Origin of the sequence: Sphingomonas sp. 66-10, assembly GCF_001897045.1 — a bacterium.
GTDB lineage: Bacteria > Pseudomonadota > Alphaproteobacteria > Sphingomonadales > Sphingomonadaceae > Sphingomonas > Sphingomonas lycopersici.
Window position 1 is genome coordinate 16,829 of record NZ_MKRR01000115.1, and the last position, 20,470, is coordinate 37,298.

Here is a 20,470-nt window from a genome sequence, read left to right on the forward strand (position 1 = left end):
ACCGCCATCGCGAGGGTGGCCGCGATCGTCGCGTGAGTCTTGTGCATCGGAGTGGTCCTTCGTGTCTGGGCCTCTGGCGCGCGGCCCGGATCCGTGGGATGCCAGGGCCGCGCGGTGACCCGGGTAGGAGGCGGTTGCACCGGATCACGACGGCAATTCGGCCGGCGCCGAGCAACGGTTACACATCGACCTCAAATAAATTTCGTCACCGGCTGTAACCTTTCGGCCGGCTACGCCGAACTCTCCCGTGAGGAGCGCGAATGAAGGCGAACGAGGACGAGTTGCGCCAACTGATGATCAGTGGCCTCGACGGCAATGCTGCCGACCATGCAGCGCTGTTGCGCCACCTGGTCCCCTTGCTGCGCGGCTTTTATCGACGCCGGGCGAACGGTTCGGAGGACGACATCGAAGATCTGGTGCAGGAAACGCTCATCGCCGTGCATACCCGCCGGGCGAGCTATGACCGCGATCGGCTATTCACCGCCTGGCTGTTTGCGGTCGCACGTTACAAGATGATCGACCATCTCCGCCGTAATCGCCGCCTCCAGCCGATCGAGGGACTGGAGGAAATCCTGATCGTCGAAGGGTTCGAGGACGCATCCGGCGCCCGGCTCGATGTTGATGATCTGCTCGAGACCCTGCCGGTCAAACAGGCGCGGATGATCCGCGCGACGCGGATCGAGGGAATGAGCGTCGCCGAAGCCGCCACCGCTGACGGGATTGGCGAATCCGATGTGAAGATCTCGGTCCATCGCGGCCTCAAGACCTTGATGGCGCGCTTTCAGGGAGGCGGTCGATGAACACCGAGGACCTGATCACCAAACTCTCCGCCGACGTGCCGAAAGTGCGTCGTCATGCCGTCGGCTGGCGGCTCGCAATCGGCCTGTTGCTGGGTGCATTGGTCGCAAGCGCAGCGGTCGTATCGATGCTCGGCATCCGGCCCGACCTTCATGTCGCGATGCGCGGCTTCGCCTTCTGGATAAAATGGACCTACACGATCTCGCTGTCGGCCGTGGCGCTGGCCGTAACCGCGCAACTTGCACGGCCCGACAGCGGCAGCGTGCGCTGGGTCTGGCTGCTTGCCGTTCCGGTTACGCTCCTTGCCGGTGCCGGCGTCATCGAGCTGGTTCGAACGCCCCCTGCTAAGTGGCTCGCCATGTGGCTCGGGCATAGCTGGATGGTCTGCCCGTGGATCGTGCTCGGCCTCGCCATGCCGATCTTCATCGGCCTGCTCTGGTCGTTCCGACGATTGGCGCCGACAAGGCTGCGCGCCGCCGGTGCTGCAGCGGGCCTCTCGGCCGGCGCCTTTGCCGCCACGGTGTATTGCGTGCATTGCCCGGAGGTCTCGGCGATCTTCGTGCTGACCTGGTATTCGCTCGGCATCCTGCTCGCCGCTTCGCTCGGGGCCTTGCTCGGACCCCGGCTGCTGCGCTGGTAATTTTTCGTGGCGTACGCGCTTTTTTCTCGAGCGATGTAACCGGGCGGGCGACGGCAGCGAACTAGGGTGGCCAACCAGGCAGAACCCTTCTCACGGAGCTATTTATGACCGTTATCCGCACTACCGCCAGCATCGCCGCCGCCGCCGCAGTCGTCGCCATTTCCGCTGCCGCGCCGACCGCCGCGATCGCCAAAGGGGCGGCGGCAAAGGTCCATTGCTACGGCGTCAATACCTGCAAGGGCCAGTCGGACTGCAAGACCGCGAAGAACGACTGCAAGGGCCAGAATTCGTGCAAGGGCCAGGGCTTCAAGGAACTGACCGCCAAGGCCTGTGCGGCGGCGGGCGGCAGCGAGACCGCGCCGAACTGATCCTCCTACCGGCCCGGCGCGCTCGTGTCGGGCCGGCTCCCCTGCAGGAGCGAAGCAATGACCATTGCTCCCTTTTCCGGCTTCGGGCTCGGGCTACGCAAGCCGCATTATGCCGAGTTTCTGGACACCCCCATCGCGGTCGATTTCGTCGAGGTAATCTCGGAGAATTTCATGGTTGACGGTGGCCGGCCGCGCCACATCCTGCGCGATGTCAGGGCGCGCTATCCGGTCGCCTTGCATGGCGTGTCGATGTCGGTCGGATCGGCCGACGGCGTCGATGGCGCCTATCTCGCGCGCCTGCGCGCGCTGGTCGACGAGATCGACCCGCTGTTCGTCTCCGATCATCTGAGCTGGTCGCGGATCGAAGGCTTCAACTCGCACGATCTGCTGCCTCTCCCCTATACGGAGGAAGCGCTCGACCTCGTCTGCGCGAACATTGCGCGGGCGCAGGACGCGCTGGGCCGCGAAATGCTGATCGAGAACCCGTCAACCTATATCGATTTCGCCTCCGCCGACATGACCGAATGGCAGTTTCTCGATGCCATGTGTGCCCGCACGGGCTGCGGACTGCTGCTTGACGTCAACAATGTGTTCGTCAGCGCGACCAACCACGGCTTCGATCCGATCGCCTATCTCGATGGCGTGCCGCATGATCGCGTGCGGCAGATCCACCTTGCCGGGCACAGCCGGGGAGCCGAGATGCTGATCGATACGCATGATCGGCCGGTGCCCGCTTCGGTCTGGAACCTCTATGCTTACGTCATGCCGAAGCTCGGGCCGGTCGCGGTGATGATCGAACGCGACGACGATATTCCTCCGCTCGCCGAGTTGCTCGCCGAACTCGGCACCGCGCGGACGATCGCGCGTGGCGCGCTGCGAGAAGCGGCATGAGCCTGATCGAGCTTCAGCGCGATATGCGCGCGTGGCTGACCTCAGAGGACGCAGTCGCCGCTGCGCGTTTCGGCGAAGCGGCCGCGCCGGGCCTGCGCGTCTATCAGAACAATTATCGGGCACAGCTCGCGGCTTGCCTGGAAGAGAGCTTCGAGCACACGCGCGACTGGATCGGCGGCGAGGCTTTTCATCGGGCGGTGGTCGCGCATGTCGATCGCCTGGCGCCAAGCAGTTGGACCCTCGACGCTTATGCGCGCGATTTTCCCGCGACGCTGGAAATCCTTTATCTCGCCGACCCCGAGGTAGCCGAGCTTGGCTGGCTCGAAATGGCGCTCGGGGAGGCATTCGTCGCGGCGGATGCCGACGCGGTTTCAGCCGGCGAACTCGGTGACGTCGATTGGGACCGTGCCACGCTGCGGATCACGCCGACGCTCGATCTCGGCAGCCTGACGACGAACGCTCCCGCGATCTGGTCGGCGCTCGCGACCGGCGAGGTGCCGCCCGCGGTCGAGTTCTTGCCCGAGCCCGGTGCTATCCTCGTCTGGCGACATGGCGATGTCGCGCAATTTCGCGCCATCGATCAATATGAGCATCAGGCGCTGCTCTCGGTGCGCGCCGGCATGTCCTTCGCGAAATTGTGCGACCTGATGGTCGAGGCGTTTGGCCAGGAGATTGGGATCGCGCGCGCTGGCGGGATGCTGGGCCAATGGCTTGCCGATGGTCTGGTCGTCGGGATTGCGACATAAGACAGGGGCCGGTCTTGGAAAGGCGCTGCTGGCCGCTCAACGGCAGGAATTGGGGCGCATCGGTCCGTCCGGTGCCAGCGGCAGACTCCCTGCCAACGAAAGGGCATGAGGTGGGTGGGAAGCGATCATTGACCAGGGGCCTTTTCTGCCGACGATTCCGACATGCGGACGCTCTCACCGAGCAAACGCAGCATCTGATGGAATGGCTTCCCCGGCGTACACCACGGAAACACATAACCATCGGGCCGGGGCTTCGTCATGGCTGCCTGTTCCCGGAGGATTTCCATGCAGCTATCGGTAAGGGGAATGCGATGTTCCCCGGCCAGATTTGATGCGATTGCCCGGGATCGTCCAGACCCGATCGATGAGGTTGAACTTACGCCAGGTGGCAAGCCGCGTCTCCGCCGTCCTGGTCGCGCATAGGATGATCATCTGCAGCGCCCGCGCCGAGATAGCGGAGCGTGCCGCCAGACGCTCATAGAACTTCGGCAGATCCTGGTAGGGGACGGCAGGATGATGCCTGACCGCATATTTACGCTTCTGCCTTGGCAGCAGGTGGAGGAAGTCGCCTCGCCATCGGGCCGGGCTCTCCCACGGGCCGACGATGAGCTTTGTCGCCCAGGCCGCATCGAGGATGGTTTTCGATGCGCCCGCGCAAAATCCCGGCGGTCGGCGATATGGTCAGCCAGATCGGCTGCACCGCGGCCAGCACGTCATCGGTTGTGATCGCATCGATGGGCATGTCCAGCAGATTGGTCGCGTGGTTTTCGACCGACGCCCACCAATGCTTATGATGCTTGATGGCTCGCCACCCGTCTCTGTGGCTCTCGATATAAGCGTTCGCAGACTCCCCAAAAGTTGGAATCGCACTTTTGGCGATCTCGGCGGCCCTTGTAGCAGATTATTGCGTGTTTTCAAAGGGATGGAAGACGGGTTGCCGTAACCAGTTCCGGCCCCTAAGCTCCTGATCTTGCAGCCGCTCGACCGCCGATCCCTCGCCCTGGCGACCATTTCGACCGTCGTCGAATGGTACGACTTCACCCTCTTCCTCTATCTCACGACCGTCCTCTCACGGTTGTTCTTCGTCGGCGAGAATGCGGTGCTGACGACATTGGCGGGGTTTGCGGTCGCTTATCTGTTGCGCCCGATCGGCGCGATCGTCTTCGGGCATTTCGGCGACCGTCACGGCCGCCGCGCGACGCTGCTCGCCTCGATGACGCTGATGACCGTGGCGATGGGGCTCACCGCGCTCTTGCCGACGGTGGCGCAGATCGGCCCTGCCGCGGGGATGTTGTTGCTGCTGCTGCGTTGCGTGATGGGGTTCGCGGTCGGCGGCGAATATACCGGGGTGGTCGCCTATCTGCTCGAGGGAGCGCTGCCGCACCGGCGCGGGCTCGTCACCTCGCTTGCGGCAGCGACGAGCGAGATCGGCGGATTGCTCGCGGCGGGGGTGGCGGCGCTGACGGTGAATTTGCTGCCGACCCCGGCGCTCGACGCCTGGGGATGGCGCGTGCCGTTCCTGATCGGCGCAGCCCTCGCCGGCGCGATCCTTGTCGCGCGGGCGGCGATGCGCGAATCCCCCGAGTTCGAAATCCAGCGCGCCGCCGGGACGCTGGTGCGCCACCCGCTCGGCCATGCGCTCGCCCGACACCGCCCCGGCGTGCTGCGCGGTTTCGCGATCTCCGCGTTGGGATCGATCACTTATTATGTCGGCATCACCTATGTGCCGATCTATCTGGTGTCGACCGGTGGGTTGACCGAGGCCAAGGCGTTGCAGCTTGCGACGATCGCCGGGGTTGCGGTGATCGTGGTGACCCCGCTGGTCGGCGTGCTGGCCGATCGGTTCGGGCGGCGGCCGGTCCTGGTCGGGCTCGCCTTGCTGTCGGCTTTGCTGCCTTACCCGCTGTTCCGGCTGCTTGCCGGCGCCGAGACCGGGCCGGCGATCGCGGGGGCGGTGCTGCTCGCGATCCTGGCAGGCGGAGTCAGCGCTGTCGGCGCGGTGGCGACCGCCGAGCAGGTGCCGGTCGAGGGCCGGCTGAGCGGGCTTGCGCTCGGCGCGACCAGTGCGACCGCGCTGTTCGGCGGATTGACCCCGTGGCTGGCGCAGATTCTCACCCAGCGAAGCGGCGCGCCCGCCGCACCGGGGATGATGATCGCGCTGGTCGCGCTGGGGGTGCTCCCGGTGTTGCTTGCGCTTCCCGAGACGCGGCCGCGCGGCGCGGACTGACGGTCAGCCCACGCCGCGCGGCCGTGCCGTCAGAGTGCCATCCGCGCGCCGAGCGACAAGACGAAGGCGTGGGCCTTCTGCAGCTCGCCGTTGGTCAGGATCGGCGTCTGCGCCGGGGTCCCGACATAGGCCGCGGTGATGCGGTCGATCGAGGAATCGGTGAAATCGACATAATTCGCCGCCGCATCGACGGTGAAATGACGGTTGACCGCATAGCTCGCGCCGACGCCGTAATTCCAGCGATTGGCATCGGGGACGCGCGCGTCGCGTTCGCCGTCCTGCGTCGGGGTGAGCGCGCGCTGGACGCCGGCGCGCAGCGTGAGCGCGGGGGAGACCGCATAATCGATGCCACCGGCGAGGCTCCAGCTATCGCGGTAATTTTCCGGGATCGCGGTGTTGAGCGGCGCGCCGAGCCCGATCGCGTCGAACTTGCTCCAGGTATAGCGCACCGCCTGCGCGTTGAGCGTCAGCGCCTTGGTCGCGCGGAAACGCCCGCCGACGATGATCTGCGCCGGGGTGTAGAAGCTCGCGCGGACGCCCGAGAGCGACATGTTCGATCCCGCCAGCGGCCCGAGCAGCCCCGAGACAGTGAGATCGCCCTTCAGATTGTGCTTGATCGCTGACTTATAGGCGATGCCGACGGTCGCGAAATCATTGTGCATCTGCAGCCCGGCGGTCCAGCCGACATCCCAGCCGTCGCCCGACAGCTTCTGCTCGCCGTCGGGCAGCGCGGCGGACAGGTTGGGCAACTTATTGCTGAGCGAGGCGTCGGTATATTCGACGTTGACCGCGCCGCCGACGCGCAGCCAGTCGGTCAGCGCGACCGCCAGCGACGGCTGGATATCGACCGTGCGCAGCCGGGTGCGATCGGCGGAATAGCGCGCCCAGCTCGAGCTGCTGTAATCGGTGGTGAAGCTGTACGGCGAGGTCACCGCGAGGCCGAAGACCACGCCGCGCGCGAGCGGCGCGACGAACGCGCCCGACGGCAGCACCCCGTTGTTGATCGGGTTGCGCGACACCGCGTCGCCGCCGACTGGCGCTGGGCCTTGCGCGGGGCGCACGATCACCGTTCCGCGATCGACCACCTGGCCGCGCGGCAGGATCGCGGAGGCGCTCAACGTCCCCTCGATCCCCTCGGCGTCGGCGATCGCCGCCGGGTTCCACCACAAGGACGCCGCGCCGGTATCGGCGACCTCGCCCGAAAAGGCGCGGCCGGCGCCGCGCGCGGATTGCTCCTGCAGATAGAAGGCCTGGGCATTGGCCTGCCCGACCAAGGCGAACATTGAGGCGAACGCGCCGGCGGCAATGGAAACTTTGAGGGAGGGGGACATGCTTACTCCTTTACGCTTACGCTTCACTCGAACTTTTGGGAGAGATTGGCTCAATTGACACGGACCCAAGTCTGCGTCTTGCACAAGGGCACGAAGACGCAGCCGCGCACGCTGAGCCTGTCGGCGCCGAGCGGCGTGACCTTGGCGCTATAGGTGCGCCCGTCGTCGGCGTTGTAGATCTTGCCGCCGCTCCAGCCGTCGGCGGATTGGGTAAAGCCGCTGAGGATCATCAGCCCCTTGAGCGGCCGGTTGCGCAGGCTTTCGTCGCGGTTGTTGAGATCCTTGAGCGCGGGATCGGTGCGCAATTTGTCCGAGGTGACCAGCCGGCCGCAAATCGATGCGCCGCAGCGCTGGATTTCGACGATGCCGTTCTTGGTTTCGGTGCGCCAGCGGCCGATCACCGCATCGGGGGTGGCGCTGCCCGCCGCCGCCAGTGCCAGCAGAGTCGTCGCGATCATTTTCCTCTCCCTTCCTCGAACGACGTGATTGCGGGTGACCTATTGGTATTCTATCTTCCCTATAGGTCAGGTCGCATAGGCAAGAGCCGATCGGTCGACAACCGATTTGTGACGAGCTGCGGCAAACGGTGGCGAATTGCGTCGAGCACGGGAGAGAAAATGGTGACGAAACAGGCAATTGCGACAGGTGCCCGACTCGATTCGACGCCGCGCCCGCTTACCGACCTGTTCGACGCCACCGTGCTGAAACACCCTGAATGGGCCGCGATCGACTTCATGGGGCGGGTGACGAGCTATGCCGAGCTTGCCGAAGCCGTCCGGCACGCGGCGGCGGGATTGCAGGACCTCGGCGTCGGAGCGGGCACGCGGGTCGCGCTGTGCATGCCCAACATGCCGCATTATCCGATCCTGTTCCTCGCGACGCTGCGGCTCGGCGGGGTCGTCGTCAATGTGAACCCGCTCTATGTCGAGCGTGAGCTTCACCATCTGCTCGAGGATTCGGGGGCGCAGGTGATCGCGACCTGCGATCTTACCGATGTCCACGCGCGCGTCTCGGCGGTCGCGGCCGAGCTCGGCGTCCAGCACGTCATTACCTGCGCGATCGCGGAGGGGCTGCCGACGCTCCAGCGCATCGCCTATCGCCTGTTCCGGCGGAAGGACATCGCGCCCGCCCGGCACGGGCCGCAGCATATCACCTATCACGATATGGTGGCGAGGCGCGGGGAGCCGACGCCCGTGGCGGTGTCGCCCGATGGGGTGGCGGTGCTGCAATATACCGGCGGGACCACCGGGCTGCCCAAGGCGGCGATGCTGACCCACGCCAATCTCGTCGCCAATGCCGATGCGATGGTCGTCCATGTCGGCGGCGAAAGCGCGACGCAGGATCGCGTGCTCGGCGTGCTGCCGCTGTTCCACGTCTTTGCGCTGACAACGGTGCTCAGCTTCTCGATCCGGGTCGGCGCGCAGATGATCCTGATGCCGCGGTTCCGGCTGGAGGATGCGCTCAAGACGATCGCGCGGACGCGCCCCACCTTCTTCCCCGCGGTGCCGACGATCTTTGGCGCGATCGCCGGCGTCGCGGCGACGCGGTCGATCGACCTCTCAAATATCCGCGCGTGTATTTCGGGTGGCGCGCCGCTGCCGGCCGAGGTGCATGACGCCTTCACCCGCACCACCGGCGCGCGGCTGGTCGAGGGCTACGGCCTGTCCGAAGCCTCGCCGATCATCACCTGCAACCCGATCGACGGCCCGGCGCGCGCGGGATCGGCCGGGGTGCCGTTTCCCGGCACGACGATCGAAATCCGCGATCTTGCCGATCCCGCCCGGCTCTGCCCCGAGGGCGAGCGCGGCGAGATCTGCGCGCGCGGGCCGCAGGTGATGAAGGGCTATTGGGGGCGCGACGACGAAACCCGCAAGGTGTTCGTCGACGGCGCGCTGCGCACCGGGGACGTGGGCTATCTCGATCCCGACGGCTATCTGTTCATCGTCGATCGCATCAAGGATGTGATCATCAGCAGCGGCTATAACGTCTATCCGCGGGTGATCGAGGATGCGCTGTACGAGCATCCCGCGGTGGCCGAGGCGGTGGTGATCGGGGTCGACGATCAATATCGCGGCCAATCGCCCAAGGGCTTCGTCACGCTCAAGCCCGGGGCGAGCGCGACGCCGGGGGAATTGCGTGCCTTCCTTGCCGACAAGGTGAGCAAGATCGAGCTTCCCCATGACATCGAAATTCGCGATGCTCTGCCCAAGACACTGATCGGCAAGCTTTCGAAGAAGGAGCTGGTCGAAGAAAGCAAAGGCCGCGGGGCGGCGCTCGGGGGAGGGGGCGGACAATAGTGGAACAGCAAGACGATCTGCGCGGGATACAGGATGTCGCGACCAGCCTCGGCATCACGCCGCGCGCGCTGAGGCTGTACGAGGATCGCGGGCTGATCGCGCCGTGCCGCGTCGGCAATGCGCGTATCTATACCCGGCGCGAGACCGCGCGGATGAAGCTGATCCTGCGCGGCAAAAGGCTCGGCTTCACGTTGCGCGACATCAAGGAATTCCTCGATCTATACGACGCCGATCCGCAGCATATCGAGCAATTGGCGACGCTTGCCGAACGGTGCCGCGGGCGGATCGACGAGCTGGTCGCGCAGCGCGAGGCGCTGACGATGACATTGGTCGAGCTCGAGGCGATCGAGCGGCAGGCGCTCGCCGCGATCGCCGAGCGGCAGGCGGCACAACCGGTCAGCTGAGCTTGTCGTTGCGCGCGGCGACACCGACATTGCCCGGCATGTCCGATCCCTTCGTCCAGCTTCTGGCGGATATCCGCGCGTGCCGGCGGTGCGCGGACGATCTCCCGCTCGGCCCGCGTCCGGTGGTGCAGGCCGATCCTGCCGCGCGGCTCAGGATCGTCGGGCAGGCGCCGGGGCGCAAGGTGCATCAAAGCGGGGTGCCGTGGGACGATGCCTCCGGGGTTCGCCTGCGCGACTGGCTGGGGCTGGCGCCGGCGCAATTCTACGATCCCGCGAAGGTCGCGATCATCCCGATGGGCTTCTGCTATCCCGGCAAGGCGGCGTCGGGCGATATGCCGCCGCGTCGCGAATGCGCGCCGCGCTGGCATGATCGGCTCAATGCCGCGCTGCCGCATATCGAGCTCACGATATTGGTCGGGCATTATGCGCAGGCGCATTATCTGGGCGGTATGCGCAAGGCGACGCTCGGCGAGACGGTGCGCAGCTGGCGCGATTATCTGGCGTCGGGCTGGCTGCCCTTGCCGCATCCGTCGCCGCGCAACCAGCCGTGGCTGGTCAAGAATCCGTGGTTCGAGGCGGAACTGATCCCGGCGATCCGCGCGACGGTTGGGGCTATGGCGCAGATAAAGTCCGACTCATCTCTCCGCCATTCGCCCTGAGCTTGTCGAAGGGCGTCCGGGGCGAACGGCTCGTCTGCGAAATACGGCATAAGCTATTATTTTGCATATATTTATCTAAAATCGGCCACCCTCGCGGCACGCGCTACTCGTGTGAACTTCGTGAACTTTGCGCGTGCCCCGTCCTAGACGGTCAGCTCAACCCCGATCTTCAGCGAGCGCCGATCGCGCCCCACCGTGGCGAGCGCGAGCAGCCGGCCGCCGCTGGCGAACGCGACCTCGGCGTCGTGATGCGCGAGCGACCCGCCGACGTGCGGCGGATCGAACGCCTCGGCGTGCCCGATATAGCGGATCTCCGCACCGGGATGGACGCTCCAGAAATAGGGCGGATCGGTGAACGGCGCCGCGTCGCCAAGGATCGCCCGCGCGACATGCTGCCCCTGGCGCTCGGCGTGGACCCAATGTTCGATGCGGATCGGCTGGCCGTTATGCGGATCGGGAAAGCGCGCGACATCGCCGGCGGCATAGATGCCCGGCGCGCTGGCGCGTAGCTGCGCGTCGACCATGATGCCGCGATCGACCGCCAGCCCGGCCGCCTCGGCCAGCGCGACGCGCGGGCGCACCCCCATGCCGAGCACCAGGAAATCAGCGTCGATCGCCGTCCCGTCGTCCAGCGCCAGCCGCCCGTCGCTCCACCCGGTGACGCCGTGCCCGAGATGGAAGACGACGCCCGCCTGCTCATGTAGTCCACGCACCCAACGGCCGATGTCGTCGCCCATCACCCGCGCCAGCGGGATCGCCTCGGGCGCGGCGACATGCACCTCGAGGCCCCGCGCACGGAGCGCCGCGGCGGTTTCGAGTGCGATGAAGCTCGCGCCGACGACCGCGACGCATTTGGCCTGCCCGGCGGCGGCGATGATCGCATCGGCGTCGCGCAGGCTGCGCAGGACGTAGGCGTCCGGCCGGTCGAACCCCGCGATCGGGGGGCGGATCGGCTCCGCGCCGGTTGCGATCAGCAGTGCGTCGTAGTCGAGGCTCTCCCCGTTCCCAAGCGTGACGCTCTTTGCAACGGGATCGAGCGCCGCCGCGTCGGTGCCGAGCCGCAGGTCGATGTTATGATCGGCGTACCAGCTCGCGTCGCGCATCGGCATCCATTCGGGTTGCGCGTCGCCGGCGAGATAGTCCTTCGAGCAATTCGGCCGGTCATAAGGCGCATCGGCATCGGCGCTGAGCATCGTCACCGATCCGTCGAACCCCTTGCGGCGGAGCATCTCGACCGCGGCGAACCCGGCCGCGCCGCCGCCGATCACCACCACCCGGCGCGGCTCGCCTGCCGACGCGCGGCGCGGCGGGGTGGGGGTCTCGTCGAGCGCTTCGCCGACGCGGATCACGCCACCGGCTTCGGAGATCGCCCAGCGCTTGAGCGGATCGATCGCCGGCGCGGCGAGCGCCTCGCCGGTGCGCAGGCAGAAATGCGCATGATGCCACGGGCACCGCACCGTTTCGCCGACCAGCAGCCCGTCGACGAGCGGGCCGTGATAATGCGTGCAGAGCGCGGCGACGGCGAACAACCTGCCGTCTACCCGCGCGATCAGCACCTCCTCGTCACCGACGGTGCCGGCGATCATCGCGCCCTCGGGAAGATCGGTCGAGGGGATGCCTCCGGCAAGATCGGGAACCCGCGTTTCCTCGCTCATCGGCAGACCCTCCTTGCCTGCTTCGCGCGCAGTCGGCGGCCGCAGGGCAGGCGCAGGTCCAATCGATCGAGCGTTGTTATTGTTCCGTAATCAACCCGCCAGCGCCTGGCCTGCCGCTTGTGCGCTCGCCCAGGCCCATTGGAAATTATAGCCGCCGAGCCAGCCGGTGACGTCGACCGCCTCGCCGATGAAATACAGGCCGGGCACTTCGCGCGCCTCCAGCGTCTGCGACGAGAGGCCGGCGGTGCTCACCCCGCCGGCGGTGACTTCGGCCTTGGCGAAGCCCTCGGTGCCATTGGGGGTGAAATGCCACGCGGCGAGCGTCTGTTCGGCGGCGGCGAGCTTCGCGTCGGGAATGTTGGCGAGTTCGCCGCTCAGCCCGATGCGCTCGACCAGCGCGGTAACCAGCCGCTCGGGCAATGCACCGGTGAGCGCGCGCGCCATCGTCGCGCGCGGCGTCGCGCGTTTGGCCTGTTTGAGCCACCCCGGCGCGCGATCGGGCAGGAAGTCGATCGTCACCGCCTCGCCGTGGCGCCAGTAGGATGAGATTTGCAGGATCGCCGGCCCGGAAAGCCCGCGGTGCGTGAACAGAGCCGCCTCGCGGAACGCGGCTTTGCCCGCGGTCGCGGCGACATTGGCCGAGACGCCCGAGAGGGTGCGGAACAATTGCTCGTCGTTGCCGAGCGTCAGCGGCACTAGCGCGGGACGCGGCTCGACCACCTTGAGCCGGAATTGTCGGGCGAGGTCATAAGCGAAGCCCGTCGCCCCCATCTTGGGGATCGACGGACCGCCGGTCGCGACGACCAGCGCGGGCGCCTCGGCCGAGCGGTTGCCCCAGCGCACCCGGAACCGCGCATCGGCATGATCGATGGCCGCGATCGGGTGACCAAGCGCCAGTTCGACCCCGCCGCGCGCGCCCTCGTCGAGCAGCATGTCGACGATCTGCCGCGCCGAGCCGTCGCAGAACAATTGGCCGAGCGTCTTCTCATGCCAGGCGATGCGATGGTGCGCGACCAGATCGAGAAAATCGGCCGGCGTATAGCGCGCCAGCGCCGATCGCGCGAAATGCGGGTTGGCGGAAAGGAAGCGATCGTGTGCGGTGCCGATATTGGTGAAATTGCACCGGCCGCCACCCGAGATGAGGATCTTCTTGCCCGGCCGGTCGGCGTGGTCGATCAGCAGGACGCGCTTGCCGCGTTGCCCCGCGACCGCGGCGCACATCAGCCCGGCCGCGCCGGCGCCGAGCACGATCGCGTCATAATCCTTGGCCGACACGGCTCAGTGCAATTTGGCGATCGACAGGCCGTCGAGCTTGGCGCGTTCCTTGACCGATTCCTCGCTGCGCGTCAGCGCCTTGGCGATCGCTTTCAGCGCCATTCCCTTCTTGGCGAGGGTATGGAGCTTCTGGATCTCGTCGGGGCGCCACGGCTGGCGATGTCGTTCAAAGCGTTCGGCCATGCCGCTTCTTAGCGGTTCGGCGCGGGAAGGGCCATGTTGTTCCGAGCACCTTCCCTCCCTTGCCCAAGAGAGGGGAGAAAGCGCAGGCTTACAGCGTCTTCACGCCCAGGCTGACGAAGAAGGTCCGCCCCGGCCCCGGGATCGCGCCGCTGCCGACGCCGGCGGCATAATCATAATTGCGCGCGTCGCCGATGTTGCGCACCCCGCCGCGGATCGTCCACGGGCCGTTGAGCAAAGCGGCGGTCACGTCGACCATCGTCGCGCCGGGCAGAAGCCGCGTCTGCGCGGTGTCGCCGAAATAGTCGCTGCGATAGCGCAGGCCCGCGGCGAGCTGGAGCGTGCCGATCTTCTCGGGCAGCGCGATGTCGTAGCTGGTCCAGACATTGCCGATCCGCTTCGGCACGCTCGGCACGCGCTTGCCGATCTGGGTCGGGTTCTGCGGATAATCGGTCAGCACCGCATCCTGCAGCGTGAAATTGGCGTTGATGTTCCACGCCGGCACCGGGCGCAGGCTGAGATCGGTCTCCCAGCCCTTCACGCGATAGGAATAGACCTCGGACTCGTTGAGCACGATGACATAGACGTTCTTGCGCGTCGTGTGGAACAGCGAGGAGGAAAGCGAGAGCCAATTCCCCTGGCGGAAACGCAGCCCCGCCTCGACCTGCGTCCCCGTTTCGGGCACTTGGCCGATGCTCTGCGGCTCCTCGGTATTGAAGATCGGATAGCTGTTGCTCGCATAGCCGCTGAACAGAGCGAAGGAATCGGCGATCTGATAGACCGCGCCGATATCCCATTCGAAGCGTTCGTCGTTGCGCACCACCGGCTGGCCGGGGATGAACGCGCAGGTCGTCGTCGGCTGCGGCGGATTGCACGGATGCTCCGATCCGGGATTGGCCGGAATGACCGAGCGGCCCTCGGCCGCGGTCCCGAACCAGTCCTCGCGCCCCGCGAGACGTAGTTTCAGCCGCGGGGTGATATCGATCTGCGCGGTCGCATAGAGGCCGTAGAACCGTCCGTCGACCTTGGCGTCGTTGCAGCTATGCGCCCGGTCGCACTGGAAGTTGAGCGCGGCGAGGTTCGTTTCCGGTGTCACCGGATGATAGATGTCGGGGATATTGGGCAGATCGGCGGTGCTGCGCCGCGTGGTCGCGCTGACGTTGCGATATTCGAACCCGGTGAGCAGGGTGACCGGCATCGCGCCGGCGGTGAACTTCCACGTTGGCTCGGCCTGAACGACGAAATCGTGGATATTGTCCTGCTGCTGGCGAAGCTGCCGGCCGGTGAGCGCGATGCCGGCGAGGCGGCCGCCTGCGTTGCGAGCGAGACCGATGTTGCGATCGGTGTAAGCGGCGCGCAGATTGACGACGAGGCTGTCGCTCACCGTCCACGCGTCGCTGAGGAACGCGCGCTTGATCGACTGATCGGCGAAGGCGAACGGCGTGTAATAACGGCTGTCGAGATCGACCTTGATCGGGTCGACTCGCGTGCTCCCCGCGGCCGGCAGGGCGAACGGGATACCGATCGCATCGGGGCGCATTTCGATCCGGCGATATTCGAACCGCGCGAGGATATCGTGGTCGGCGGGGTGGAAGGCGAGCGCGCCAGAGACCTCGCCGCTGCGGTTGCGCGTGCCGCGATAGCCGTCCGAGCGCTGGAACTGGCCGTCGACGCGCGCATTGATCCCGCCGCCGATCGCCCCGCCCAGCGATCCGTTGGCGGTGACCGTGTCGAACGAGCCATATTGCAGGCTGGCGCTCGCCGCGGCGCGGTCGGTCGGGCGGTAATGGGCGAGATTGATCGTGCCGCCGGGCGCGCTGGTGCCGAACAGCGCCGATCCCGGCCCCTTGAGCACCTCGACCCGCTCGACGCCGGTCAGCGAATGGACATAGCCACCAAGATCGGAGGTCGTGTCGGGCAGGCCATCGTTGAGGAAGGTGACGTTGAGCCCGCGCGAGACGAAGCGGTCGTAGAAACCGAACGAATATTGCCCGCCCTGGACGAGCCCGCTGACGTTGCGCAGCGTATCCTTGAGCTGGGTGCCGCCTTGCTCGTCGATCAGTTCGCGCGGGACGATCTGGATGCTGCGCGGAAGATCGAACAATGCAGTGCCGGTCTTGCCAAGCGCTGCGGCCTCGTCGAACGGGGTGGTCGACTGCGCGGTGACGACGACGGTCTGATCGGCGGGCTCGTCCGCAGCGAGCGCCGGCGTGCTGCCGATCGTGGCCGCGAGTACCAGCAGCGAGGCGCTACGGATAAGAGGCATTTTCATTCGATACTCCCGATGGACCTGCTGGCGGCCTGCGCGCCGCCGCAACCTATTGTTTCTTTTATCTATAAGTGGAAACGCAGGACGCGCTTGCCGGCGTGGTCGTTATGACCGGTGGCTGACACGTCGAACACCTGCCGGATGAGATTGGGGGATATGTCGACCGAATCGTCGGCGATCGCCTGCACCTGGCCGTCGCGCAGGAAGACGAACCTGTCGCCATAATCGAATGCGAGGTTGAGATCGTGCAGGGTGACGACAATCGAGCAGCGCCGTGCGGGCAGGGTGCGGATAAGATCGAGGATCTGCAATTGGTGGTGGATGTCGAGGCTGGCGACCGGCTCGTCGAGGAAGATCGTGCGCGGGGCGGGGGTCGCCGTATCGTCCCACACCTGCGCCAGCACGCGGGCCAGCTGGACGCGCTGCTGTTCGCCGCCGGAGAGCGTGGGATAGATCTGGCGGCGGCGGGCGCTCATCCCGACCAGTTCGAGTGCGGCGTCGACGATGCGGCGGTCTTCGTGGCCGGGCGCGCGCGCGAAATGCGGATAGCGGCCCATCAGCACGACTTCCTCGACGGTGATCGCGAAATCGATCTCGACATGCTGCGACAGAAAGGCGCGCCGGAGCGCCAGTTCCTTCGCGCCGATCGCGAAGATGTCCCGGTCGTCGAGCAGCACGCGGCCGCCGGTCGGCCTGAGCCGGCCCGCCGCGATCTTCATCAGCGTCGATTTGCCCGCGCCATTGGGGCCGAGGATCACGTTCACCTTGTCGGGGGCGAAAGCGAGGCTGGTCGGCGCGACGATCGGGGTGCCGCCGGCCGACCAGCTCGCCTGATCGAGGACGATCCCCGTCATCACGTCGCGATCCGCCGCCGATAGGCGAGCAATATCCACAGGAAGATCGGCGCGCCGATCAGCGCGGTGATGATGCCGACGGGCAATTCGGCGGGGCGGATGACGATGCGCGCGACGACGTCGATCGCCTCCATCAGCAATGCGCCGAACAAGGCCGAGGCGGGGAGGAGGAAGCGATAGTCGGAGGAGCGCAGCAGCCGCATCATATGCGGCACGATCAGCCCGACGAAGGCGATCACCCCGACCATCGCGGTCGCCACCGAGACGATCAACGTGTTGAGGATCAGCAGGCGGAAGACGAGCTTGTCGGGATCGAAGCCGATGAACGCGGCATCGTCCTCCCCGAGCATCAATGCGTTGAGATCCTTGCCGCGCCTCAGGATGAACCACAGGCAGGGCAGGAAAATCGCGGTGACGAGCAAGGTGCCGCGCCAGTCGGCGGTGGTGAAGGTGCCGAGGTTCCAGAAGGTGATGTTGCGCGCCTGCGGGTCGCGCGCGATGTACGACAGGAAACCCGTTCCGGCATTGCACATCGCATTGACCGCGATCCCGGCGAGCAGCAGCGCGAGCACGTCGGTATGCCCGAACAGCGTCGCGATGCGATAGACGAGCAACGTCGCGAGGAACCCGCCGACAAAGGCCATCACCGGCACCGCGGCGGTCCCGAGCGGCGAAGTGAAGGCGAGTGCGGTGTTGCCGAACACGAACACCGTCGATGCGCCGAGCGCCGCGCCCGAAGAGGTGCCGGCAAGGCCGGGCTCGACGATCGGGTTGCGGAACAATCCCTGCATCAGCGCCCCCGACACGCCGAGCGTCGCGCCGGTCACCCCGCACAGCAGTACGCGCGGCACGCGCAGCGTCGCGAAGACATTGAGATCGAGCGCTTCTTCCGGCGCGATCGGCGCGAGGCCGAGCCAATGCCCGACGAAGCGGAAGATCTGCGCCGGCGAGAAATAGAAGGACCCGATCGACAGCGACAGCAGCACCGCCGCAACGAGCGCGCAGGCCAGCAGCAGATGGATCTGTCCCCAGGATCGGTGGCGTGCCGCCATGTCAGCGCCCGGGATGCAGCCAGCCGGCGATCTTGCGCAGCGCCGCCGGGGTGCGCGGGCCGAAATACATGATTTCGGTTTCGAAGATGCGGTGGATACGCAGCGCCTTCGCCGCCGGGGTCAGCCCGACGCCGGGCAGGTCGCGAAATTTCGCCGGAGAGCCATAGCGATCGAAGCCGACATCGGTGGCGATGATGATGTCGGGCGCGGCGCGCGCGATGATCTCCGGGGTCAGCCGCGCCATCCCGCCCATCTGGTCGAGCGCGTTGACCCCGCCCGCCCAATTGATGATCTGATCGGCGGCGCTGCCGCGCGTGAGGCCGAGATAGGTGTTCCCGATCTGGCCGAAATGGATCATCAGCACGCGCGGCTTGGGCGCCTTGGCATAGGGCGCCACGGCGGCGAGCGCGGTCTTCATTTCCGCCTGCCAGCGCGCGACGATCGCCTTCGCCGCCGCCTCGCGCCCGAAATAGCGGCCGAGCCTGAGCATCAGCTGCTGCGCGGTCTGCAAGGTCTCGCCCGGCGCCATCGTCTCGATCGGAATGCCGACCGAGCGGACCTGCGCGAGCACCGGATCGGGGCCGACATTGCCGTCAGTGAGCAATACGCTCGGGCGCATCGAGATGATGCCCTCCGCGCTCAGCGCGCGATGATAGCCGACCGAGGTCAATCTGGTGATCTGCGGCGGATAGATCGAGGTGAGATCGCGCGCGACGAGATGCGATTGCGCGCCGATATCGAAGATGAACTCGTTGATCTGCTTGGAAACGCACACCACCCGATTTCCTGGCCCGGCGGCAAGGCCGCGCGCTGGCAGCGCCGCGGCGGCGCCGGCCGCGAGCAGGAGCCGGCCGGCGTCTCGGCGGGAAAGCGAGGGGTGGTTTGCGGACATGTTACTGGATCCTCCCCGGATCGTTCGAACCCATCCCCCGTTCGCCCTGAGCTTGTCGAAGGGCTGTCCTTCTTCATCGGAAGAAAGTGCAGGGCTTCGGCAGGCTCAGCCCGAACGGGGATAGGACGTCGAGAACCGACTTCTGAATGATTGAGGAAAGGCGCCGCCGGTGCAAGCGACGCCCCTCCCCATAACGATCAAATCCCCGTCGAAACGTGCGGCGTGATCGTGATCGGCTTGAGCCTGGCCTGCCCGATCTGGGTGTTGAAGCTGGCGAGATCGCCCGACTTCAGCTGGTTCCATTCGGCGAGATAGGCGGTCGCCTGCTGCTTGAGATCGTCGAACTCCTGCCGCGCCTGCTGGGTCGGCGGGTTGTCCCCGGTGCCGACGGTCAGCGCGAGCGAGGCGAGCTGGTTGTTGAGCCGGATCGGGAAGTTGAGCGGATCCTCATTCGCGACCGACAATTTCTGCGTCAATTTGTCTTCGATGGCATTGACCTTGCCGTCGAGCGCGTCGGCCGCAGCGACGAGTTCGGCCTTGCCGCCCGCTTCCTTGCGGACTTCGGCGAGCTTCTCGTGGAGCTGGCGGATTTCCAGCACCGCATTCTGCACCTCGCTCAATTCGCGGTTGACCGCCATCGCGAGGTCGAACTGCTCCTTGAGCTGGGCCTGGGTCAGCTTGACGTTGGGATTGGCGACGATCTCGATCGGCTGGGTCTGCGCCTTGCCGTTGACGGTGAGCCGCGCCTTATACTGCCCCGGAATGGCGACCGGCCCGAGCGTCGAGGCGTGCCACATCGCCAGTTTGGGCACATGCACCGGCCCCTGGACGCGCATATCCCAGGCGAAGCGATGCAGCCCCGCCGTGGTGCTGAGCGGGATCGGCGGCGGCGGGCCCCAGCCTTCCTCGTCGTCGTCCTCATCCTTGTCCTTATGCGCCGGCTTGCTGGTCGGCTTGAAGGTGCGGATCACCTTGTCCGAGGCGTCGAGGATCTCGAGCTTGATCGCCTCGGGCGAAACATCCTGCTTGAGGTTGTAATAGAGGATCGTCCCCTGCGGCGGATTGGCGCCGGTGAATTTGGTGTTCGAATCCCCGCGCCCGGTGAAGACCATGCGGATCGTCTGGCGCGGCTTGAACAGATGCACCGGCGCCTGCTCGACCGCCGCCGACCATTGCCGTAGCGGGCTCACGTCATCGAGCACCCAGAAGGCGCGGCCGTGCGTCGCCACCGCAATGTCGCCGGCGTGGACGACGAGATCGTGGATCGGCACCCGCGGCAGGTTAAGCTGGAGCGGCTTCCAATGCGCGCCGTCGTCGAACGAGAAGAAAATCCCGTTCTCGGTGCCGGCGTAAAGCAGCCCCTCGCGCTCCGGATCGGCGCGGACGACATGGACATAGGCGTCCGCCGGCAACCCGTCGGTGATCGAGGTCCAGGATTTGCCGAAATCGTCGGTGCGGAAGGCATAGGGCTTGTAATCGCCCAGCTTGTGCCGCTCGACCGCGATATAGGCCGTACCCGGCTTGTGCGGATGCGGCTCGACCATGTCGACCGTGCCCCATTCGGGCATGTCCTTCGGGGTGACGTTGGACCACGCCTTGCCGCCGTCGCTGGTCATCTGAATGAGGCCGTCGTCGGTGCCGGCCGACAGCAGATCCTTCTGCGCCGGGGATTCGGCGAGCGAGAAGACCGTGCCGTACAGCTCGACGCTGGTATTGTCCTTGGTCAGCGGGCCGCCCGAGGAAAGCTGCTTCGACTTGTCGTTGCGCGTCAGATCGGGCGAGATGATCTCCCACGACTGGCCGTCGTTGGTCGTCTTATACACCACTTCATTGGCGTTATAGAGCACCTTGGGATCGTGCGGCGAGAAGAGGAGCGGTTCGGTCCACTGGCCGCGATGCTTCACGTCCTTCGGCGCCCAGCCCATCGTCTCG

Annotated in this window: 19 protein-coding genes and 1 pseudogene; 9 read left to right on the forward strand and 11 right to left on the reverse strand. The window is 66.4% G+C overall.

The genetic code is table 11. The features are described from left to right. Nucleotides 1-260 precede the first annotated feature (260 nt). The 5 genes from BGN95_RS12090 (at nt 261) to BGN95_RS12110 (ending at nt 3,443) form a co-directional block, all read left to right on the forward strand. Nucleotides 261-800 (forward strand): sigma-70 family RNA polymerase sigma factor, encoded by a 540-nt coding sequence (locus BGN95_RS12090; RefSeq protein WP_286772745.1) that lies wholly within the window; start codon nt 261-263, stop codon nt 798-800. Continuing rightward, nucleotides 797-1,438, forward strand: coding sequence for a DUF1109 domain-containing protein (locus BGN95_RS12095; RefSeq protein WP_265312593.1), 642 nt, complete (start codon nt 797-799; stop codon nt 1,436-1,438). The genes BGN95_RS12090 and BGN95_RS12095 overlap by 4 nt, the downstream gene beginning before the upstream one ends. A gap of 104 nt (nt 1,439-1,542) precedes the next feature. After that, nucleotides 1,543-1,806, forward strand: a complete 264-nt coding sequence (gene bufA2, locus BGN95_RS12100) for a BufA2 family periplasmic bufferin-type metallophore (protein WP_265312592.1) — start codon at nt 1,543-1,545, stop codon at nt 1,804-1,806. Between the two features lie 57 nt (nt 1,807-1,863). Next, nucleotides 1,864-2,697 carry an MNIO family bufferin maturase gene (gene bufB / locus BGN95_RS12105; protein ID WP_286772746.1) on the forward strand — a complete coding sequence of 278 codons (834 nt, stop codon included), beginning with the start codon at nt 1,864-1,866 and terminating at the stop codon, nt 2,695-2,697. Continuing rightward, a complete protein-coding gene (locus BGN95_RS12110; protein ID WP_286772747.1) occupies nt 2,694-3,443 on the forward strand; it encodes an HvfC/BufC N-terminal domain-containing protein in 750 nt (249 codons plus the stop codon). Before bufB ends, BGN95_RS12110 begins: the two co-directional genes overlap by 4 nt. A gap of 532 nt (nt 3,444-3,975) precedes the next feature. Here the strand turns inward: BGN95_RS12110 and BGN95_RS27250 are convergent. After that, nucleotides 3,976-4,323 carry a phage integrase central domain-containing protein gene (locus BGN95_RS27250; protein ID WP_502688291.1) on the reverse strand — a complete coding sequence of 116 codons (348 nt, stop codon included), beginning with the start codon at nt 4,321-4,323 and terminating at the stop codon, nt 3,976-3,978. A gap of 87 nt (nt 4,324-4,410) precedes the next feature. Between BGN95_RS27250 and BGN95_RS12120 the strand changes: the two genes are divergently transcribed. Next, nucleotides 4,411-5,670, forward strand: coding sequence for an MFS transporter (locus tag BGN95_RS12120; protein WP_286772812.1), 1,260 nt, complete (start codon nt 4,411-4,413; stop codon nt 5,668-5,670). Nucleotides 5,671-5,699: 29 nt separating this feature from the next. Here BGN95_RS12120 and BGN95_RS12125 read toward each other — a convergent pair whose 3' ends face one another. Together BGN95_RS12125 and BGN95_RS12130 are read right to left on the reverse strand one after the other, a co-directional pair. Beyond that, nucleotides 5,700-7,001, reverse strand: a complete 1,302-nt coding sequence (locus BGN95_RS12125) for an OmpP1/FadL family transporter (RefSeq protein WP_286772749.1) — start codon at nt 6,999-7,001, stop codon at nt 5,700-5,702. Between the two features lie 50 nt (nt 7,002-7,051). Next, complete coding sequence (locus tag BGN95_RS12130) at nt 7,052-7,459, reverse strand: DUF2147 domain-containing protein (protein WP_179515247.1); 408 nt, start codon at nt 7,457-7,459, stop codon at nt 7,052-7,054. A 159-nt stretch (nt 7,460-7,618) separates the two neighbouring features. Here BGN95_RS12130 and BGN95_RS12135 point away from each other — a divergent pair, with 159 nt between their 5' ends. Genes BGN95_RS12135 through BGN95_RS12145 form a run of 3 tightly spaced genes read left to right on the forward strand, consistent with a single transcriptional unit; the run spans nt 7,619 to nt 10,361 of the window. Next, nucleotides 7,619-9,298, forward strand: coding sequence for a long-chain-fatty-acid--CoA ligase (locus tag BGN95_RS12135; RefSeq protein WP_502688287.1), 1,680 nt, complete (start codon nt 7,619-7,621; stop codon nt 9,296-9,298). Next, a complete protein-coding gene (locus tag BGN95_RS12140; protein ID WP_179515660.1) occupies nt 9,295-9,702 on the forward strand; it encodes a MerR family transcriptional regulator in 408 nt (135 codons plus the stop codon). Before BGN95_RS12135 ends, BGN95_RS12140 begins: the two co-directional genes overlap by 4 nt. An 8-nt stretch (nt 9,703-9,710) precedes the next feature. After that, on the forward strand, nt 9,711-10,361 hold the full coding sequence (locus tag BGN95_RS12145) for a uracil-DNA glycosylase family protein (protein WP_353744702.1): 651 nt from the start codon (nt 9,711-9,713) through the stop codon (nt 10,359-10,361). A gap of 143 nt (nt 10,362-10,504) precedes the next feature. Here the strand turns inward: BGN95_RS12145 and BGN95_RS12150 are convergent, their stop codons facing one another. The 8 genes and pseudogenes from BGN95_RS12150 to BGN95_RS12185 all read right to left on the reverse strand — a co-directional run. Further along, nucleotides 10,505-12,016 (reverse strand): FAD-dependent oxidoreductase, encoded by a 1,512-nt coding sequence (locus BGN95_RS12150; RefSeq protein ID WP_286772751.1) that lies wholly within the window; start codon nt 12,014-12,016, stop codon nt 10,505-10,507. A 90-nt stretch (nt 12,017-12,106) separates the two neighbouring features. Continuing rightward, on the reverse strand, nt 12,107-13,291 hold the full coding sequence (locus BGN95_RS12155) for a BaiN/RdsA family NAD(P)/FAD-dependent oxidoreductase (RefSeq protein ID WP_286772752.1): 1,185 nt from the start codon (nt 13,289-13,291) through the stop codon (nt 12,107-12,109). Between the two features lie 3 nt (nt 13,292-13,294). After that, complete coding sequence (locus BGN95_RS12160; protein ID WP_132907286.1) at nt 13,295-13,474, reverse strand: hypothetical protein; 180 nt, start codon at nt 13,472-13,474, stop codon at nt 13,295-13,297. A gap of 88 nt (nt 13,475-13,562) precedes the next feature. After that, nucleotides 13,563-15,743 (reverse strand): TonB-dependent receptor, encoded by a 2,181-nt coding sequence (locus BGN95_RS12165; protein WP_286772753.1) that lies wholly within the window; start codon nt 15,741-15,743, stop codon nt 13,563-13,565. A 62-nt stretch (nt 15,744-15,805) separates the two neighbouring features. Then, nucleotides 15,806-16,594, reverse strand: a complete 789-nt coding sequence (locus BGN95_RS12170) for an ATP-binding cassette domain-containing protein (protein ID WP_265268199.1) — start codon at nt 16,592-16,594, stop codon at nt 15,806-15,808. Further along, a complete protein-coding gene (locus tag BGN95_RS12175) occupies nt 16,594-17,646 on the reverse strand; it encodes a FecCD family ABC transporter permease (RefSeq protein WP_179515254.1) in 1,053 nt (350 codons plus the stop codon). Before BGN95_RS12175 ends, BGN95_RS12170 begins: the two co-directional genes overlap by 1 nt. A gap of 1 nt (nt 17,647) precedes the next feature. Next, nucleotides 17,648-18,538, reverse strand: coding sequence for a heme/hemin ABC transporter substrate-binding protein (locus BGN95_RS12180; RefSeq protein ID WP_265312504.1), 891 nt, complete (start codon nt 18,536-18,538; stop codon nt 17,648-17,650). A gap of 197 nt (nt 18,539-18,735) precedes the next feature. After that, nucleotides 18,736-20,470 (reverse strand): annotated as a pseudogene (locus tag BGN95_RS12185) (hypothetical protein); the annotation flags it as partial.

Bases quoted from the DNA above. Each gene is read 5' to 3' on its own strand.
- BGN95_RS12090 (WP_286772745.1), top strand. From the start codon at position 261: ATGAAGGCGAACGAGGACGAGTTGCGCCAACTGATGATCAGTGGCCTC.
- BGN95_RS12095 (WP_265312593.1), top strand. From the start codon at position 797: ATGAACACCGAGGACCTGATCACCAAACTCTCCGCCGACGTGCCGAAA.
- bufA2 (WP_265312592.1), top strand. From the start codon at position 1,543: ATGACCGTTATCCGCACTACCGCCAGCATCGCCGCCGCCGCCGCAGTC.
- bufB (WP_286772746.1), top strand. From the start codon at position 1,864: ATGACCATTGCTCCCTTTTCCGGCTTCGGGCTCGGGCTACGCAAGCCG.
- BGN95_RS12110 (WP_286772747.1), top strand. From the start codon at position 2,694: ATGAGCCTGATCGAGCTTCAGCGCGATATGCGCGCGTGGCTGACCTCA.
- BGN95_RS12125 (WP_286772749.1), bottom strand. From the start codon at position 7,001: ATGTCCCCCTCCCTCAAAGTTTCCATTGCCGCCGGCGCGTTCGCCTCA.
- BGN95_RS12130 (WP_179515247.1), bottom strand. From the start codon at position 7,459: ATGATCGCGACGACTCTGCTGGCACTGGCGGCGGCGGGCAGCGCCACC.
- BGN95_RS12135 (WP_502688287.1), top strand. From the start codon at position 7,619: ATGGTGACGAAACAGGCAATTGCGACAGGTGCCCGACTCGATTCGACG.
- BGN95_RS12150 (WP_286772751.1), bottom strand. From the start codon at position 12,016: ATGAGCGAGGAAACGCGGGTTCCCGATCTTGCCGGAGGCATCCCCTCG.
- BGN95_RS12160 (WP_132907286.1), bottom strand. From the start codon at position 13,474: ATGGCCGAACGCTTTGAACGACATCGCCAGCCGTGGCGCCCCGACGAG.
- BGN95_RS12165 (WP_286772753.1), bottom strand. From the start codon at position 15,743: ATGAAAATGCCTCTTATCCGTAGCGCCTCGCTGCTGGTACTCGCGGCC.
- BGN95_RS12170 (WP_265268199.1), bottom strand. From the start codon at position 16,594: ATGACGGGGATCGTCCTCGATCAGGCGAGCTGGTCGGCCGGCGGCACC.
- BGN95_RS12175 (WP_179515254.1), bottom strand. From the start codon at position 17,646: ATGGCGGCACGCCACCGATCCTGGGGACAGATCCATCTGCTGCTGGCC.
- BGN95_RS12180 (WP_265312504.1), bottom strand. From the start codon at position 18,538: ATGTCCGCAAACCACCCCTCGCTTTCCCGCCGAGACGCCGGCCGGCTC.